Source organism: Streptomyces sp. NBC_00683 (genome assembly GCF_036226745.1).
GTDB lineage: Bacteria > Actinomycetota > Actinomycetes > Streptomycetales > Streptomycetaceae > Streptomyces.
This window is the reverse complement of the sequence record NZ_CP109013.1, coordinates 193,299-210,825: the sequence shown is the minus strand read 5'-3', so window position 1 is coordinate 210,825 and position 17,527 is coordinate 193,299. Positions and strand designations below refer to the sequence as shown.

General features: G+C 68.4%; 15 protein-coding genes. 8 read left to right on the top strand and 7 right to left on the bottom strand.

Annotated features, from left to right (window positions below; all coding sequences use genetic code 11):
• The first annotated feature begins 86 nt into the window (after positions 1-86).
• The 6 genes from OG257_RS01075 to OG257_RS01050 all read left to right on the top strand — a co-directional run bounded on the left by OG257_RS01075 (position 87) and on the right by OG257_RS01050 (position 9,994).
• A complete protein-coding gene (locus tag OG257_RS01075) occupies positions 87-971 on the top strand; it encodes a carbohydrate ABC transporter permease (protein ID WP_329204105.1) in 885 nt (294 codons plus the stop codon).
• 4 nt (positions 972-975) lie between these two features.
• Positions 976-1,878 carry a carbohydrate ABC transporter permease gene (locus OG257_RS01070; RefSeq protein WP_329204104.1) on the top strand — a complete coding sequence of 301 codons (903 nt, stop codon included), beginning with the start codon at positions 976-978 and terminating at the stop codon, positions 1,876-1,878.
• Between the two features lie 70 nt (positions 1,879-1,948).
• Positions 1,949-4,519, top strand: a complete 2,571-nt coding sequence (locus OG257_RS01065; protein ID WP_329204103.1) for a family 78 glycoside hydrolase catalytic domain — start codon at positions 1,949-1,951, stop codon at positions 4,517-4,519.
• Positions 4,520-5,114: 595 nt separating this feature from the next.
• Entirely contained in the window at positions 5,115-6,326 is a 1,212-nt protein-coding gene (locus OG257_RS01060; protein ID WP_329204102.1) for an ABC transporter substrate-binding protein, read from the top strand.
• 133 nt (positions 6,327-6,459) lie between these two features.
• On the top strand, positions 6,460-8,934 hold the full coding sequence (locus OG257_RS01055; RefSeq protein ID WP_329204101.1) for a glycoside hydrolase family 3 protein: 2,475 nt from the start codon (positions 6,460-6,462) through the stop codon (positions 8,932-8,934).
• A gap of 331 nt (positions 8,935-9,265) precedes the next feature.
• Complete coding sequence (locus OG257_RS01050; RefSeq protein WP_443054225.1) at positions 9,266-9,994, top strand: DUF3592 domain-containing protein; 729 nt, start codon at positions 9,266-9,268, stop codon at positions 9,992-9,994.
• A gap of 130 nt (positions 9,995-10,124) precedes the next feature.
• On the opposite strand, the gene OG257_RS01045 is transcribed toward OG257_RS01050, so the two are convergent.
• A complete protein-coding gene (locus OG257_RS01045; protein WP_329204100.1) occupies positions 10,125-10,370 on the bottom strand; it encodes a hypothetical protein in 246 nt (81 codons plus the stop codon).
• A gap of 153 nt (positions 10,371-10,523) precedes the next feature.
• Here OG257_RS01045 and OG257_RS01040 point away from each other — a divergent pair, with 153 nt between their 5' ends.
• Positions 10,524-10,880: a hypothetical protein gene (locus tag OG257_RS01040; protein ID WP_329204099.1), complete on the top strand. Its 357-nt coding sequence runs from the start codon at positions 10,524-10,526 to the stop codon at positions 10,878-10,880.
• Between the two features lie 159 nt (positions 10,881-11,039).
• Here OG257_RS01040 and OG257_RS01035 read toward each other — a convergent pair whose 3' ends face one another.
• Together OG257_RS01035 and OG257_RS01030 are read right to left on the bottom strand one after the other, a co-directional pair.
• The gene (locus tag OG257_RS01035; RefSeq protein WP_329204098.1) at positions 11,040-11,843 is read right to left on the bottom strand and encodes a phosphatidate cytidylyltransferase; all 804 of its coding nucleotides are present in this window, start codon (positions 11,841-11,843) and stop codon (positions 11,040-11,042) included.
• Positions 11,840-13,621, bottom strand: a complete 1,782-nt coding sequence (locus OG257_RS01030; protein WP_329204097.1) for a histidinol-phosphate aminotransferase family protein — start codon at positions 13,619-13,621, stop codon at positions 11,840-11,842. Before OG257_RS01030 ends, OG257_RS01035 begins: the two co-directional genes overlap by 4 nt.
• Positions 13,622-13,900: 279 nt before the next feature.
• Between OG257_RS01030 and OG257_RS01025 the strand changes: the two genes are divergently transcribed.
• Positions 13,901-14,092 carry a DUF6381 family protein gene (locus tag OG257_RS01025; RefSeq protein WP_329204096.1) on the top strand — a complete coding sequence of 64 codons (192 nt, stop codon included), beginning with the start codon at positions 13,901-13,903 and terminating at the stop codon, positions 14,090-14,092.
• A gap of 159 nt (positions 14,093-14,251) precedes the next feature.
• Here the strand turns inward: OG257_RS01025 and OG257_RS01020 are convergent, their stop codons facing one another.
• From OG257_RS01020 to OG257_RS01005, 4 genes are read right to left on the bottom strand one after another with little or no spacing between them, the layout of a single operon-like run.
• A complete protein-coding gene (locus tag OG257_RS01020) occupies positions 14,252-14,974 on the bottom strand; it encodes a DUF6390 family protein (RefSeq protein ID WP_329204095.1) in 723 nt (240 codons plus the stop codon).
• Positions 14,975-16,084, bottom strand: coding sequence for a hydrogenase expression/formation protein HypE (hypE, locus tag OG257_RS01015; RefSeq protein WP_443054224.1), 1,110 nt, complete (start codon positions 16,082-16,084; stop codon positions 14,975-14,977).
• Positions 16,085-16,089: 5 nt separating this feature from the next.
• Positions 16,090-17,193, bottom strand: a complete 1,104-nt coding sequence (gene hypD, locus OG257_RS01010) for a hydrogenase formation protein HypD (RefSeq protein ID WP_329204094.1) — start codon at positions 17,191-17,193, stop codon at positions 16,090-16,092.
• Positions 17,190-17,486, bottom strand: coding sequence for a HypC/HybG/HupF family hydrogenase formation chaperone (locus tag OG257_RS01005; protein WP_329204093.1), 297 nt, complete (start codon positions 17,484-17,486; stop codon positions 17,190-17,192). The genes hypD and OG257_RS01005 overlap by 4 nt, the downstream gene beginning before the upstream one ends.
• Positions 17,487-17,527 lie beyond the last annotated feature (41 nt).

The following is a 17,527-nucleotide window of genomic DNA, read 5'->3' as shown; positions in this document are numbered from 1 at the left end:
CGCAGGCCTCCTCGCGCCGATCGCGCGGGCCGCCCCCGGTTCTGTTCCGGCAGGTTTCTTCAACAGAAACGAAGTGGACACCATTCATGCACCGCGTACTCGGTGACCGCAGGGCCATCGCGATCCTGCTCGGTCCCGCTCTTCTCGTCTACTCATTGATCATGCTGGTCCCCATGGTGTGGTCGTTCGGGTATTCCTTCACCAAGGGCAACACCATCGATGGCTTCACCGGCAACGGGGTCGCCAATTTCTCTCGCCTGTTCGACGACCCGGCTGTTCATGACGCCCTCTGGTTCACCCTGAAGTACGCGGCCCTCGTCACGGCCGGTCAGGTCGTCGCCGGATATCTGCTGGCCCTGCTGTACGTCTTCTTCCTCAAGAAGTCTTCGGCCCTCATCCGGACGTTGGCGTTCTTCCCGGTTGTGCTGCCCACCGTGGCGGTGGGTCTTCTCTTCCAGAAGTTCTTTCAGGTCGCCCCGCAGACAGGCCCGGTCAACTCCCTCCTCAACGCGTTCGGGGTCGACTCCATCGACTTCTTCGGCAGCGCGGGAAGCGCGTTCTGGGTCCTGATACTCATGGACGTCTGGCGCTCCATGGGCTTCTACGCCGTTCTGCTCTTCGCCGGCCTGGTCGACATCCCCGACGAGGTTCTCGAATCTGCCCGCCTGGACGGGGCCTCGGGGTTGCGCCTGATCCGGCACATCGTGCTGCCGCTGTCCCTGCCCGTGCTGATGTCGTCACTGGTCTTCAGCATCAACGGCACCCTGAAGGTCTTCGACTCCATCGTCGCCCTCACCAACGGCGGTCCTGGCAACGGCACCACCCCCTTGACCCTGTACATGTTCCAGACGTCGTTCACCTACAGCGACTACGGCTACGGCAGCACCATCGCCCTGCTGCTGACCGTGGTGTGCCTGCTGGTGAGCCTGGTCGTCTACCGCGTCTCGCGGCGCGACCTCACGGAGAGTTGAAGTCATGGCCATCGACACAGCTGTGAAGACCTCAGCAGGCCGCCGGGGGCGGACCGGTGACACCGCGCGGACCCACCGTGTTCGGGCACCGCGCCGGTTGTGGGTGAAGGCCGTCGTCACCTTGCTGCTGGTCGTCGAGATCTACCCGCTGATCTGGATGTTCCTGACCTCCCTGAAGTCCAACGACGACTACCTGAACAACTCCACGTGGGCTCTGCCGACGACGTGGGAGTGGGGCAACTACACCGAGGCGTGGACCACCGGCCACCTGGGCCTGTACGTCCAGAACAGCCTGCTCGCCGTCCTGCCCGCCCTGGCGCTCATGCTGCTCCTGGGCACTGCCGCGGGGTTCGCCCTGCAGATCATGGTGTGGAAGGGCCGCAGCCTCACGCTTCTGGTATTCCTCGCGGGCATGATGGTCCCCCCGCAGATGATTCTCCTGCCGTTGTTCACCGCGTACTTCCAGACCGGTCTGTCCGGCACCCTTTGGCCGCTGATCCTCACCTATACCGGCACCGGCCTGCCGCTGACCGTCTTCATGATGGCCACGTACTACCGGACCGTTCCCCGCGAACTGTTCGAGGCGGCCACCATCGACGGCGCCGGCATCCTGCGCGCCTTCTGGACCATCAGTGTGCCCATGGTCCGCAACGCCCTGCTCACCGTGGGCCTGGTGCAGTTCTTCTTCATCTGGAACGACCTGCTCATCGCGCTGACCTTCACCAACGACCAGGACATGCGCACCATCCAGGTCGGCCTTCTCAACTTCACCGGTGACTTCGGCGCCACCCAGTACGGACCGCTGTTCGCAGCCATCTGCATCAACGTCTTCGGCACCCTCCTGATCTACCTCTTCCTCAACCAGAAGGTCATGAAGGGCCTCACCTCGGGAGCGGTGAAGGGCTGAACCCGGCCCCGCAACCCGCTCCCGCGCACGTGAAGAAAGGCTTTCCTTGTTCCCCCCTCAGCCCTGCCCGGTGTCCTTCGAGCACCTCCCGGACGGTCTCGGCATCGGCATCTCCACTCCCCGGCTCACGTGGACGCTGCCGACCGGCGGTGGTTCACAGGAGGCGTACGAGCTCGAACTCGCCCGCGACGGCCGCATCGACCGCACCGGCCGCGTCGCAAGCCGTGACCAGGTGCTCGTGGCGTGGCCCGGAACCCCGCTGTCCTCGCGTGAACGCGTCACCGTCCGGGTCCGGGTCTGGACGGCACACGCGGCTGCCCCTTCGGACTGGAGCGAGCCGAGCGGTGTCGAGGCGGGTCTGCTCGAAGTGGCCGACTGGAGTGCGGTCCCGGTCGGCGCCGACTGGGACGAGGATCCGGCGGCGGACCGCCGACCGGCCCGCGTACGCAAGGACTTCCGTCTCGACCGCCCGGTGACGCGCGCCCGCCTCTACATCACGGGCCACGGCCTGTACGAGGCGGAGATCAACGGGCGCCGTGTCGGCGACGACGTCCTGGCGCCGGGCTGGACGGTCTACCCGCACCGCTTGCGCTACCGCACCCATGACGTCACCGGCCACCTCGTCGAAGGCGACAACGTCATCGGGGCCTGGCTCGGTGACGGCTGGTACCGGGGCAAGTACGGCTTCGACGGCGGCACCCGCAACATCTACGGCTCCGATCAGGCGCTCCTCGCGCAGCTGGAGGTGACGTACGACGACGGCGCCACCTTCTTCCTCGCCACGGACGGGACCTGGAGCGCCGCGCCCGGACCGATCCTGACCAGCGGTCTGTACGAGGGCGAGACGTTCGATGCCCGTCTGCACGATCCTGCCTGGTCCACCGCGGCAGGCGCAGCCGCGGGGGAGTGGATGCCCGTTCGCACCGGTAGCCGGGACCTCGGCACGCTCGTCGCTCCGCTGGGACCGCCCGTCCGCTGTACCGAAGAGATCAGACCGGTCGAGGTGACCCGCACCGGCGAGGACCGCCATCTGCTCGACTTCGGCCAGAACCTCGTCGGCCGCCTCCGCGTCACTCTCGACGGCCGGGCCGGCACCGCGGTCACCCTCCGGCACGCCGAGGTCCTCCAGGACGGCGAACTGGCCAGGCGGCCGTTGCGCGAGGCCCACGCCACCGACACCCTGATCCTCTCGGGCCGAGGTCCTCTCACCTGGGAACCCCGCTTCACCCTCCACGGCTTTCGGTACGCCGAAGTCAGCGGCTGGACGGATGCCCTGACCGCCGAGATGGTGACCGCCCGGGTCTACCACACGGACATGCGACGCACCGGATGGTTCGAGTGCAGTGACGCCCTGGTCAACCGCCTGCACGAGAACGTCGTGTGGAGCATGCGAGGCAACTTCGTCGACATCCCCACCGACTGCCCGCAGCGCGACGAACGCCTCGGTTGGACGGGTGACATCCAGGTTTTCGCGCCCACAGCGAGCTTCCTCTACGACTGTGCGGGCATGCTCGACTCCTGGCTCACCGACGTGGGTCTGGAGCAACTGCCCGACGGCACCATTCCCTGGTACGTGCCCGTCATTCCGGGCGAGCCGACGTGGACGCCGATCCACCCGGGGGCCGCGTGGGGGGACGTGGCCACGCTCACCCCCTGGACGATCTACCAGCGCTTCGGTGACCTCGACGTCCTACGCCGTCACTACCCCATGGCCAAGGCATGGGTCGAGCTCGTGGAGGGCCTCGCCGGGCCGACCCGCCTGTGGGACACAGGGTTCCAGCTGGGGGACTGGCTCGACCCGGCCGCACCGCCCGACGATCCGGCCGCCGGACGCACCGACCGTTACCTCGTCGCCACCGCGTACTTCGCGCACTCCGCCCACCACCTTGCGCTGACAGCGGCCGAGTTGGGACATGACGCGGACGCGGAGCGCTACAGCGCACTTGCCGGCGAGGCGGCTGACGCCTTCCGCCGTCGATACGTGCTCCCCTCGGGCCGCATGACCAATGACAGCCCCACTGCCTACGCCGTCGCGCTCGCCTTCGACCTGCTGACCCCCTCGCAGAGGCAGCCGGCCGGGGACCGCCTGGCCCAGCTGGTCGTCGAGGACGACGCGCGCATCGCCACCGGCTTCGTCGGCACCCCCCTGGTCTGCGACGCCCTCACCGATACCGGCCACCTCGACACCGCCTACCGCCTGCTCCTGCAGACCCAGTGCCCCTCCTGGCTGTACACCGTCACGATGGGCGCCACGACGATCTGGGAGCGCTGGGACAGCCTTCGCCCCGACGGCACCCTCAACCCGGGAGGCATGACCTCTTTCAACCACTACGCCCTCGGCGCCGTCGCCGACTGGCTTCACCGCGTGGTCGGCGGCATCACCGCCGCTGCCCCCGGCTACCGGAAGATCGTGTTGCGCCCGCGTCCCGGAGGCGGCATCACCTGGGCCCGCACCCGTCATGAGACCCCGTACGGAACGGTGTCCATGTCGTGGGAGACGACCGCCACGGGGCTGGCAGCCGGCATCGTCGTGCCCGAGGGCTGCGAGGCAGTCGCAGAACTGCCCGGCTGCACACCGATTGCCCTGGGGCCGGGCGAGCACATCCTCGACACGGCGGAACTCGCGACGAAGGCAGCCTGAACGGCCCCTCCACTCATCAGCTGCAGAAAGCCCGGCGCATACCTGTATGCGCCGGGCTTCGCTATTTAAGGTTCGGTCGAACTCTCCCGCATCCGCGTTATGGATGGTTTCCATCTGTTGCGTTGATAAAAGGTGGCCCGGTAAATCTTTTCAATTGAAGTTTCAAATCGACTTTTTGGATAAAAGGGTATGTCTTTGCCGTGCTGCGAGATTCCTTGAGGTAGGTGTTACCCGAGGGTTGACCCGAAGCGTAGGAGGTCATAGTTTCCCTTTTGTTGGCCGAGACGCCTCGCAAGCGGTTGTCCTCGGACTCCGGAATCGCTTGCCGTGGGACGCGGCGGCAGCCTTCTCGAAAGAGCTGGAAATGCGCTCCGGCGTGCAATAGGCATTCTTTTTGGATCCCCTCGAGCTGGGGCCGGCCGTGCACCTGACTGCTCGGTCGGCCCCGCCCCACCGCGTCAGCGGATTCCGGGCCGCACGAGCACTTACGGCGAGACACGGCACCGCACTTCACCTTCTCCCCCTCTTCCGTACGGAGCGTGTCTTGAGTACCTCCCGTCGAGTCTGTGTCACCGCTATGGCCACGACCCTCGCCATGAGCCTGAGCGCTTGCGGCGGGGCCGGCCCGTCGTCGACGGTCGACAGCACCCTGAAGATCACTGCCAACATCACCGACCGCGCGGCCATGAAGGCTGTCGTGGCGGCCTTCCAGCGGGAGAACCCGAAGGCGAAGGTCGCGGTGACCTACACCGACACCGACCGACTCCAGAGCACCTTGCCCACCCAACTGTCCTCGGACGCCGGACCCGACGTCTTCACCGTCTGGCCCGGCTACGGCAACCCCGCGGCTCTGCGCATGCTGGAGGCCACCGGCCGACTTGCCGATCTCTCCGGCCTGGACTTCGTCCGCAGAGTCCCGGAAGACACGCAGTGGGTGACCCAGGTCAGCCACAGGACGTACGTCGTGCCCGCCAACTACAGCGGAATCGGCGCCATCTACAACAAGAAGGCCATGCGTGACATCGACGGCACCGAGCCCGAGACCTGGGACGAGTTGCTGCACCTGTGCGACAGGGCCAAGGCCGAGGGCATGGTGCTGTTCGCGCTCGGGATCAAGACCCCGTGGGTGACCCAGCTCGCTGATTACGCATTGGCAGCCACCACCGTCTACGCCGAACAACCCGACTTCGCCGTGGCGATGAGTGAGGGCCGGGCAACCTTCGCCGACTCAGGCTGGAGGAAAGCGCTCGAGAAGTACGTCGAGCTCGATGAACGAGGCTGCTTCAGCAGTGATCCCCTGGGGACCACCTACGAGAGGTCCGTCCAGGACGTCGTCGAGGGCAGAGCCGTGGGCGTCATACAGGTCGCCAGCAGCATCTCGGCCATCACTGCGGCAGCTCCTGAACTGCAACTGGCCATGTTCGCCCTGCCCGCCACCAACAACCCGGCACAGACCCACATGCCGGGCTCGGTGTCGGCCGCCTACGGAGTCAACTCCGAAAGCGACAACAAAGAACTGGCCATGAAGTTCGCCGAGTTCCTCGGGTCCGAGGCCGGCCAGCACTCGTACAACCAGGGCAGCGGCACCCTCCCCGCCATCCCCGACGACCGCTTCACGACCGAGCCGGTCCTCACGGAACTGATCGGACACCAGAAGGCCGGCACCACCGTGCCGTTCATGGACCAGCTGTGGCCGAATCCCCGGGTCCAGCAGGAGCACTTCATCCAGATCCAGCAGCTGTTCTCCGGCCGCACCGACATCGACGGCGTGCTCGCCGCCCTCGACGAGGTCTACCAGGAGCAGTAGGCGAGGGGTGCCACGAGCACCCCGAAGCGCGCGCCCCTAAGCGTTCCCCCCGCCCGCAATGCGCAGCGCCCCCCGCTGCACGCGCCGACCGAGGCGCTGTTCTGTCATGTCCGTTTCCCATGGAAGAGCCGTCATGAATCGTCGTACGTTTCTCTCTGCCGCCGTTCTGACCGCCCTGGCCTCCGGCATCGCACCGGCTGCCGGTGCGCCTCGCCGAACCGCGGCTGCCGCCCCCGACAGCAGGGCGGTAGCCCTTCTGGCCAGGATGACCGCCGTACAGAAAGAGGCCCTCATCCGCTGCGACTTCGCAGCCCTGAGCTCCCTCGGCATACCCGCCCTCACAATGGTGGACGCCTCAGCCGGCCTGCGCGGGGAAACCGGCGTGACCGCCTTCCCCGTCCCCCTCGCACAAGCCGCGACGTTCGACGCCGACCTCACCGGGCAGCTCGGCCGCGCACTGGGCGCCGAGGGGCGGGCCAAGGGCTACAACAACCTGCTGGGGCCCACCATCGACACCGCCCGCACCTGGCACTTCGGCCGACAGGCCGAGAGCATGGGTGAAGACCCGCTCCTGTCCGGCACCCTGGGCGCAGCGCTCACCCGACGCATGCAGGAACAGCATGTCGTGGCCACTCTCAAGCACTTCAGCGCCTACACCCAGGAAGTCAACCGCTTCTTCGTCGACGCACAGGTCTCCGACCGGGCGCTGCACGAGATCTACCACGCCGCCTTCGAACGCGTCATCGCGACCGTGCCCGTCACGTCGGTGATGATGGCCTACCCGAAGATCAACGGGACCTTCGCGACCCAGAGCCCCGCACTGTTCAACGACCTCAAGAACACTCTCGGCCTCGAGGGCTACACCGTCCCCGACTTCTGGGCCGGAGACGACCCCGTGGGGGCTGTCAAGGCAGGCATGGACCTCGGCGGTCTCGGGCCCGGTGGCGTCAAGATCCCCGCAGGCGGCCTCACGGACGGCAGCGTCCCCGCCACCCGCCTGGACGATGCTGCCCTGCGCATCCTCAACACCATGTTCGTCAACGGCTTGTTCGACCACCCCGTGCAGGCGCCCGCCGCCGACGTCAGCACCCTGGCACACAAGGACCTCGCACACGACCTCGCCGTCAGCTCCACCGTCCTGCTCACCAACCGCGGCCAGGCTCTCCCACTGCCCGCCACCCTCAAATCGCTGGCGGTGATCGGCCCGGCCGACACCACCGCTCTGACAGGCGTCTCCGGTTCGACCTACGTGAACCCCGGGACCTGGACCACCCCGTTGGCGGCCATCAAGGACCGGGCCGGAGCCGGGGTCACCGTCACCTACCGCCAGGGATCCGTCGGCGACGTCCCCCTCACCCCCGTCCCGGCCACGGTGCTGCGCACGACCTCAGGTGCGGAAGGTCTGACCGGCAGCTTCTATGCCGGAGCTGAACCGTCCGGCACTCCCCTCGCTACGCGCACAGGTGCGGGGATCGACTTCACCAGCGCGCCCGTCGCCGGTCTCCCCGCCGTGTGGTCGGCTCGCTGGAGCGGCACTCTCACCCCGACCACCACGGGCCCGCACCGCTTCTCTCTGCTGCCCTCAGGTACTGCAGAACTCGTGGTCAATGGCAGGACGGTCATCTCCGGAACCCGTCACAGCCGCCAGTTCTTCCTCGGACCGTACGACTATCCGCTCCAGGGAACCATCGACCTGACGGCTGGACAGACGGTGAGCATCAGCGTCACATACACAAACAGCACCGCCGATGCCGGCGCCTGCGGCCTCACCCTCGGCTGGCAGCCGAAGTCGCTCATACCCGACGCGGTCGCCGCAGCGCGGACAAGCGACGCCGCTGTCGTCGTCGTCAACCGGGTCGCCGGTGAGGACATGGACCACGGATCCCTCAACCTGCCGGGCGATCAGGACAAGCTGATCGCCGCAGTAGCAGCGGTCAACGCCCGCACCGTTGTCGTCCTCAACACCGACGGCCCCGTTGCCATGCCGTGGATCAACGACGTCGAAGCGGTCGTCCAGCTCTGGTACGCGGGACGGGCGACCGGAACCGCGCTGGCAGCCGTCCTCTTCGGTGACGCCGACCCTTCGGGGCGTCTGCCGGTCACTTTCCCCGTGACCGCGTCCCAGGGTCCCGGTGCTACGCCCGCCACCTACCCGGGCAACGGGCCCACCGTCTCCCACAGCGAGGGTCACCTGGTCGGCTACCGCTACTACGACGCGAAGAACCAGAGCCCGCTGTTCCCCTTCGGCCACGGCCTGTCCTACACCACCTTCAATCTGGGCTCCCTCGAAACGTCCTACAACGCGGGGAGCAGGACGCTGACCGCCGCGGTCACCCTCACCAACTCCGGATCTCGCGAAGGTACCGACGTCGTACAGCTCTATGCGGGCCTGCCTGCCGGCGCCGAGGCCGAGCCGCGGCGTCTGATCGGCTTCCGAAAGGTCACCCTCGCTCCCGGTGCAAGCACCAGGCTCACGTTCAGCGTTACTGCTCGCGACCTGTCGGTGTGGACTGGCGGCGCCTGGAAGCTCACCTCGGGCTCCTACACCGTCTATGCAGGCCGGTCCTCCCGGAATCTTCCCGTACAGCGGGTCGTCGCTGTCAGCTGAGGCAGACAGCCAGGGCGCAGCACAGGGAGGGTAGGCCTCCGGCTGTCCCGCGCCATGCGCCCAGGTGTGTGTGGCGGGTCGGCGTGCGCGAATGCGCGGGCCTGGCAGGCCTTGATGGCCTCGCCGGGCCCAGCGGCCACACTCCTCGACGGTCTCGGCCTCCCGGAAGGCCGAGGCAACGAAGGCGCCCGCCGCAGTGCCCTGCCAGGAGACGCGGCCGCCGAGCCCGTGCCCCGTGGAGCGCGCACCGTCCTCGTGCCGTCGAGCGTGCAACTGTTCCCGGCTGCGGACTGTCTCTGAAGACGAGTGCGGCGGTGAAGGGAGCACGGCGTTGGCCGAGGTGAAGCCCCCCGATTCAGGGCGAGAGTTCCCGGCCCTGGGTTGGTCGACGGTCTTTGTAGCGGTGTTCCTGTTGGCCTGGTTCGTCTTTCGGCCGTTCGACACTCTCTGGATGTTCGTCGGCATAGGGAGTGCGCTCGCCCTCCTCAAGGTGCTGCGCCGTCTGGTGTCGCGGCACCCCACTTCCCGTATCGACCGCTGGTGCCGCACGAATGCGACCCCCGTGCTGTTCCTGGCTCATCTGCGGCGTGGCGGGAACCGATCTTGGCTGCACGATGCTCAGTGGCGCGCTGTCCGGCGGGCCGGCATGTTCGCCATCGTTTGCACGATTGCTGTGTGCTTCATGGGCTGGGATGCCTGGAAGGAGAACCAAGCGCTGAACCATCTGCGCAGCCGGGGCCAGGAGGTCACTGCCACGGTCGTTGCGGTCACCGGGTGGTCGGACGCCAACGAAGCGCTGCATGTCGACGTGCGGTTCGAGACACAGTCAGGGCCGGCACATACGAACGTGGATCTTGAAGGCGACTCCGTCGGTTCGAAGCCGGGGGACCGACTGACTGTCGTCTACGATCCGGTGCGTCCTGCCACCGTCAGGCTTCCCTCGCAACTCGACGGACGTGGCATCGACGGTTTGGTGACGGGCATGGTCGTCTTTATGCTGCTGGCACTTTTCGTCCTGGCCCTCGCGATACGGAATCAGTTGCGGGCCGGAAGGCGTTGATGCCGGACGCTGCCGCTTGCACCGGTACTACGGACGAGGGCTTTGCGTGAGCGGTGCTCGCTCACGCAAGGCAGGGTGTCCTGTTCCGTGTGGGTAGTCAGCTCCTCGATCCCTCTCCAGCGACTGGAGGTCAGCCCAGCCAGAAACGCCAGCGGGCGTGAGGCGGTGCGCAGTTGCCGGAGGCGACAGCTTGCCAGTAACCGCGATCAATAGCTTCCTGCTGTTCCGTCGCGTTCCCCAGCGTGAACATCGCGTAGGTGCAGCTCGGACGAACGTCCTGTGCGGCGAACCAGCCGAGAGCCCCAGCAGTCAGGGCCGTGAAGGTGCAGGCGACGAGGAGAAGTCGACGGGTGCCGACAGGTATGTCAGGGATCACGGGCACATCGTAATGAGTGCATCAGCGACCTCCGTCGGGCGGCCTGTGTGCGCCCTGCTGTCCGGGCTGCCTGGAAGCTGAGACCGTACGTCCGGGCACCGCTGAATCTGCCGAAACGACCCGCACCTTCACCTGCTGTGGGAAAGTCGACGCGTGACACGTCTGGCGGACCCACTTCGCTTCCTCACGATGCTCGCCGCCTGGGTAGCCACTCCCTGGGCCCTCGCCCCACACTCCGTGTTGCTCGCCGTGGTCTCGGTGGTCCTACTGCTCGGCGCACTCACTGTCTTTGTTACGCCGGGCGACAACGGGATGGACAGGGAAAAGATCCTCGTGCCCGTCCCGGGCGCGGTGACCATCGCCCTGGTACTGCTCCACTATCTGGTGGCTGTCATCTCCTCCTGGGTGGCCTGGCCGGCGTGGGCTGCCGTCGTGGTGATGGTGCTGGCCGCAACCAGCCTTGTCGCAGAACAACCCCGCTGGCGGCATCTGCTGGCCGTACGGAGTTAGCGCGGCACGAGCAAGGCGGTGACCTCCGAGAGCCAGGCGCGAGGATCGCTCCACTTGTCCGAGTGAGGCGCGCCGGCCCGGTCGCCCGTCTCGGCGGATGTGGCGGACCCGGCGAGGAGGTCGTACTCCCGACGGGCCCGGCGCCTTGGCGTCCCTGAGTCAGCGCAGGAGGAGCAGGACGGCCAGGGCGAGGAGGAGTGAGTCGATCCGGTCGAGCAGGCCCCCGGAGCCGGCCAGCCAGTGGGCGGAGTCCTTCGCCCGCGCTCCTCGTTTGACCATGGACTCGAGTAGGTCTCCCGCCGGTGCGCCGACCGCCACCGCGACCGCCGTCGGCCAGCTCAGCACGGACAGGGCGGCGAGCACGCCGAGGGCGGCCGCGGAGCCGGCCAGGGTTCCGCTCCACCGCTTGGCCGGGGAGAGCGGCGACAGCCGTGGCCCGCCCAGCCGTTGACCCGTGAAGTACGCGACGATGTCACCCACCGATACGGCGACGAACAGGGCGAGCGCGGTCGTGCCGAGCGGCGCCAGGGCGGCGAGCACGCTCAGCCAGACCAGCCCGAGCAGACCGGCCCCGAGCCGACGCAGACCGTGGGTGGAGTCACCGGCCAGCAGCGGGACCGCGGCGATGGCCAGGGCGCCGACCGCCACCGCCCGCACCTCCTGCCCGGGCGCCAGCCAGGAGGTCAGCACGACGCCGGAGACGGCGGCGGCCAGTACGGCCCGGTCCGGCCGGGAGAGGCGCATCAGCCCGCCGAACTCCAGCGCCGCGACCACTCCGACCGCAAGGGCGAGAACCGTCACCCCCGGGGTGCCCCACCAGAACGCACCGGCGACCAGGGGCACTCCGACCGCCCAGCAGCACCACCGGACCAGCAGTTCACGGCGGCCGGAGAGTGCCGCGGCGATCCCGCCGACGGTCAGGGCCCCACCGAGGAAGGGCGCGAGGGAGGCGACGGAGGTCACCGGGCGTACCCGGCGGCGGCGTGAACCGGGAGTCCAGGGGCCCGCCGCGACAGGGAGCTGGGTCGCAGCGTTTCCATCGCGGCTTCGTACGCCGCCACGATGCGTGCGTTCTCCGCCGTGTCCCTGACCGCGACGCGTACGGTGCGACCTTCGTACTGCGGCGACAGAGGCGACAGGTCGCGCAGGTAGACGTCGTGCCGGCGGCACTCCCGCACCAGGCGGGCAGCGCTCGGTCCGTCGTACGGCAGCGTGATGTTGAGGAAGTTGGCGACGCCCTCCTCGACCACGACGGTGTCGTCCACCTGGGCGAGGTCGGCGGCCAGCTGACGGCGCAGGGCGTGGGTGCGGAGCCAGCAGGCGCGGTAGTACGCGGGGTCCCGCAGGGTGGCCACCGCGGCGAGTTGCGCGGGAAGGCCGACCGCCCAGGGCGGCGTCCACCGGCGCAGCAGTGCGGCCGTGGCGGGTTCGGCCACCAGGTAGGCGGCACGCACGCCGGACAGCGCGTACATCTTGGACAGCGAGGTGCAGACCACGACCCGCGGGTCCACCGCGGCCAGCGGGGCGAGCGACTCGGCCAGGTCCACGTAGCCGAGATACGCCTCGTCGATCCACCAGCGGGTGCGGGCCGGGGCGGCCTCGATCAGGGTGCGCAGTTCGGCTGCGGGTGCGTGGCGACCGGTCGGGTTGTTCGGGTTGACCACGACCACCAGGTCGTAACGACCCGCCCCGACGACGGAGGCCAGCCGGGCGACGTCGATCCGCCACCCGTCCTTCCGGTGCAGGCGGAAGCGGTCCACCCTGCAACCGATCACGCGCTCGGTGACATAGGCGTACTCGCCGTACCCGGGGTCCAGCAGCAGCACCCTGCTCTCCGGAGTCAGCCAGCGGCCGAACGCCCGGAAGATCAGGTCCGACGAGCCGGCTCCGGCCACGAGCGTCTCCACGGGCAGCGCCCGGGCTTCGGCGAGTTCCGACAGGAGACCCTCGGCGCCGGTGGGAGGCGAGGTCCGGGCGGACCAGGCCGGGTCTTCGGCGAGCGCCGCGCGTACCCCGGGAGCGGGCGGGAACCAGGCGTCCAGCACATCGGCAGCAACGACCTCGTCGCGCCGGTGCAGGGTGCGGAAGTCCGCTCCAATGGCGGTGAAGGAGGCGCCGCCATGTTCACATCCGTCCGGCCCAGGAGCCCATTCCATGTCCAACTGCCAGTCCACGACGGAGCGGAACCGCTCCAGGGCGGTGCGGAACCGGGTGGTGGCGAGCTGCGTCAGCCCGGCCACCTCGCCCGTCAGCACCTCGAAGGTCACCGCACCACTGCGGACGGTGTGCCCGAAGGGCTTCAGGCCGACCGTCAGGTACATGCTGAGCAGTTCGGTGCGGCCCATCGCCACTACCGTGCGTCCTCCCCGGGAGGAGATCCAGCGCAGGGCCGCGTACATCAGCAGCGGTGCCACCGCGGTGCTGCGCCAGCGCGGCTCCACGGTGAGGATGCGTACCTCGAAGACTCCGCCCTCGGACAGCAGCGGCAGTTCGTCGCGGGTCAGGTACTTGTCGAGGCCGTAGCGGCCCAGCCAGGGCGGGGTCAGGCTGACGAAGCCCATGCGGACCGGCCCTCGGGCCGCGACGAGGTAGACGTTGTCGCCGTCCAGCGCGTCGTGCAGCTGTCGGTCCGGGCGCGGTGCGTGCTGACCGAGCTCCTGGGCGTACACACGGTGCCTCAACTCGTGGATCCAGACCAGGTCCTCGGGATCGGCAACTCGTATCTGCAGGTCGCGACTCATGAATGCCTCTTTCGGTTCGCGTTATGCGGACATCCTTGGTGCTGACGTGCGACCGCACATGAGTAGGCGTACCTGAGTACCTGAGTACCTGAGTGGCTGGAACGCGGCGGGTCCCGACGGTGGGCTTCCCCCGACGGTGGGCTTCCGCCCTGTCGTGGGGCGGGTCCGCACGTCCGAATCACCGGAGGAGCGGATGACCGTGAGTGACGTTTCGAGATGCAGTGGCGACGACACACTGTTTCGCTGAGGTGGCCATCACCCGTCACCCAGGGAGTGACCATGAGCACTGCAGGCGAATCCGCCAACCATATCCACCAGATGCGTGCAAAGGCCCAGGAGATGGAGGAGGCCGCAAAGAGTGCCAAAGACCCCGACGAGCGTAAGCGCCTCCAGGACAAGGCTCGTCGGCTCAGGTCCCAGAGCGAGCAGGAGAGCGGCATGGCAAGCGGGGACATCTACCCCACGATCTAGGGACGCCCGCCGACAGGTTCCGTGGCCTCTCGCTCCCTTTCAGGTGGGAGAGGCCACCGTTCCACGGCCGAAAGCCGGCAGGTCCTTGCCCCGCCGCAGAATCTGCTGCGGTTGCGTGTGTGGGAGCCGGTTCGTCCCGCCCGCTCCCACACACGGAATTCAGCGCGTAGGGACGAGCAGACCCAGCTCGACGCGTCGGTGCTCCTCGAGGTCCTCGATGCGCCGAGCCTGCTCATCGGTGAGTACATCGCACACCCAGTCCCAGTGCAGTGCCACCCGGTCACCGGGGGAGAGCCCGTCGATCAGTGTCCTCCCACCGGCCGAGCAGCGGACGGTCTCCTCCCGCCACGCGCCGTCGGTCAGGCCCGTGCCCTCCCAGCACAGCGGGCGTGACCGCACGGTCGCCACGTCGCTGTCGGCATCGACCACCACTCCGGTGCGGATGCGGCACTGGTCCAGTACGGACAGGGCTGTCGGATGCCCGCTCGACCTCAGCATCGACGCCCATGGGTACACCTCGAACACCTGGAAGCTGTGATGGGCCAGCGCCCGGTCCCCGGCCTCGCGCCAGGTGCCGGCCGGCTGCCCACGGAACCGGTCGGTCATGCGCTCCACCAGGGCAGCGGGATCGGCCAGGTCCAGGAGCTCGTTGCCGATCCAGTAGGCCTCGACCACCCGCACGTCGAGCGGGTCCGCGAGCCCGGCCGTCTCGGCGAGGAACTGGAGATAGCACCAGGCCCCCTCGAACTGCCGGGCCCGCCGCTCGATGTCGTCGGTCGCCTCCCGGCGCAGGAGCGCCGCCGCGTCGGCGGGCCCGCAGTAGCCGAGTTCGTTGGGCGGGTAGGCGTATCGCGCGAACAGCAGGGCGCCTTCGGCACTCACTCAGCAGATCCTCGGTAGTTGTTCGCCGATCGGCAGCCCGATGACCCGGCTCCCGCCCAGCCCCGTCCTCGCGACGACCATCCCCGCGTGGTCCGGCACGCAACTGCCGATCCGGCACGCGGACCGACCCAGGGGATGGGCCCGCATCGCCTCCAGCACCCGGTCCGCGTCCTCGGCCGGGACGATCGCGATCAGCTTGCCCTCGTTGGCCACCTGGAGCGGGTCGAGCCCGAGCAGGCTGCACGCGTCGCGCACCGTCGGCGGCACGGGAAGCAGCCGCTCGACCAGCTCGACGCCCACGTCCGAGGCACGGGCGATCTCGTTGAGCGAGGCCGATACACCGCCGCGCGTGGGGTCCCGGAGCACATGGAGGTCGCTCCCGGTGGCGAGCATGGCGGTGACCAGACCGTGCAGCGCGGCGGTGTCGCTCTCGACCGTCGTACCGAACTCCAGGCCTTCCCGGCAGCTCATCACAGCCACCCCGTGCACGCCGATGTCGCCGCTGACGAGCACGGCGTCACCGGGCCGCGCCCGGCGGGCGTGGATGTCGACACCGGGCGGGACCACGCCGATGCCCGAGGTGTTGAGGTAGACGCCGTCACCGCTGGCGCGCTCCACGACCTTGGTGTCCCCGGTGACCAGCCGTACACCGGCGGCTTCCGCGGCCCGGCCCACGTCCTGGGCGATCCGGCCGAGGTCGCTCAGGGCGGTGCCCTCCGCGAGGATGAAGGCGGTCGACAGGAACAGCGGAGTCGCCCCCGACATGGCGAGGTCGTTGACCGTGCCGTTCACCGCCAGGTCGCCGATCGATCCGCCCGGGAAGAACATCGGCTTCACCACGAACGAGTCCGTGGAGAAGGCGAGTCGGGTACCGGACCCGACCGTCAGGACGGCCGAGTCGCCGAGGTCGGCGGCGGCCGCGGCACCGTACGCGGGCAGAAACAGGTGCTCGATCAGCTCGCCGGACATCGCACCCCCGCCCCCGTGGCCCATCACGACGGACGGGATGTCGCGCAGCGGTACGGGGCAGGCCCACGCCTCGAAGTCCAGGTCGGGCACGCGGTCGAGCGGCGCGGTCACTTCGTGCGCAACGTCAGTCACGTCAGTCACGTCGGTCACTTCGCATCGACCAGTTCCAGTCGGCGGTGGGTGTAGTACGCGGCACACGCGCCCTCGCTGGACACCATCGTCGCGCCCAACGGGTTCCTCGGCGTGCACTCCTTGCCGAACGCCTCGCACAGATGCGGCTTGATCAGCCCCTGGAGCACCTCGCCCGAGCGGCAGAGCGACGACTCGGCGGTGTGAATGCCCGTCACGTCGAAGCGCTGCTCCGCGTCGAACTCCCGGTACTTCCCGGCGAGCCGCCAGCCGCTGCGGGGGATCTCCCCGATGCCGCGCCAGGTCCGGTCCGTCACCTCGAAGACGTCGGCGAGCATCTTCATGGCGGGCGCGTTGCCCTCGTCGCGTACGGCCCGGGGATAGGCGTTCTCCACCTCGTGGCGACCCGCCTCCAACTGCACGACGGTCCGGCGGACGCCCTCCAGGATGTCCAGCGGTTCGAAGCCGGTGACCACGATCGGCACCTTGTACTTCCGGGCCAGCGGCGGATACTCGGACGTCCCCATCACGCTGCACACATGCCCCGCGGCGAGGAACGCCTGGACCCGGCAGGTCGACGACTCCATGATGGCGGCGATCGCCGGAGGCACCAGGACATGGGAGACCAGAAGGGAGAAGTTACGGATTCCGAGCTTCTTGGCCTGGTACACCGTCATGGCGTTGGCGGGTGCGGTGGTCTCGAAGCCGATGCCGAAGAAGACGACCTCGCGGTCCGGGTTCTCGCGGGCCAGCTTCAGGGCGTCGAGCGGTGAGTACACCACCCGTACATCGCCGCCGGCGCTCTTGACGGAGAACAGGTCCTGGCTGCTGCCGGGCACACGCAGCATGTCACCGAACGAGCAGAAGATGACCCCGGGACGGGCGGCGATCGCCAGTGCCCGGTCGATGGTCTCCAGCGGGGTGACGCAGACGGGGCATCCCGGTCCGTGGATCATCTCCACGCCGTCCGGCAGCAGTTGGTCGATGCCGTGCCGGATGATCGAGTGGGTCTGGCCGCCGCAGACCTCCATCATCGCCCACTTCCGCGTGGTGACGGCGTGAATCTGATCGATGATCTTCTTCGCGAGGTCGGGGTCGCTGAACTCGTCGAGGTACTTCACCGGCCGGCTCCTTCGGGGGACGTGCTCTGCTGTGCTGCGAGTTCGAGGGGGTCGCCGAACTCCTCGGCGAGGATGCCGAGCCGGTCGAAGTTGGCCAGGGTGTCCTTGGCCGACCGCTCGTCGAGGCGCTGGATGGCGAAACCGACGTGCACGATGACGTATTCACCGACCGTCACATCGGGGATGTACTGGAGGCACACCTCCTTGCGCACCCCACCGAAGTCCACCTCGGCCATCACGGTGCCGTCGACTTCGGCGGTACTGAGGACGCGCCCCGGAACAGCCAGACACATGGTCCCTCTTCTCTGTGGATCTCTCGGGTACGGGGAGCGGC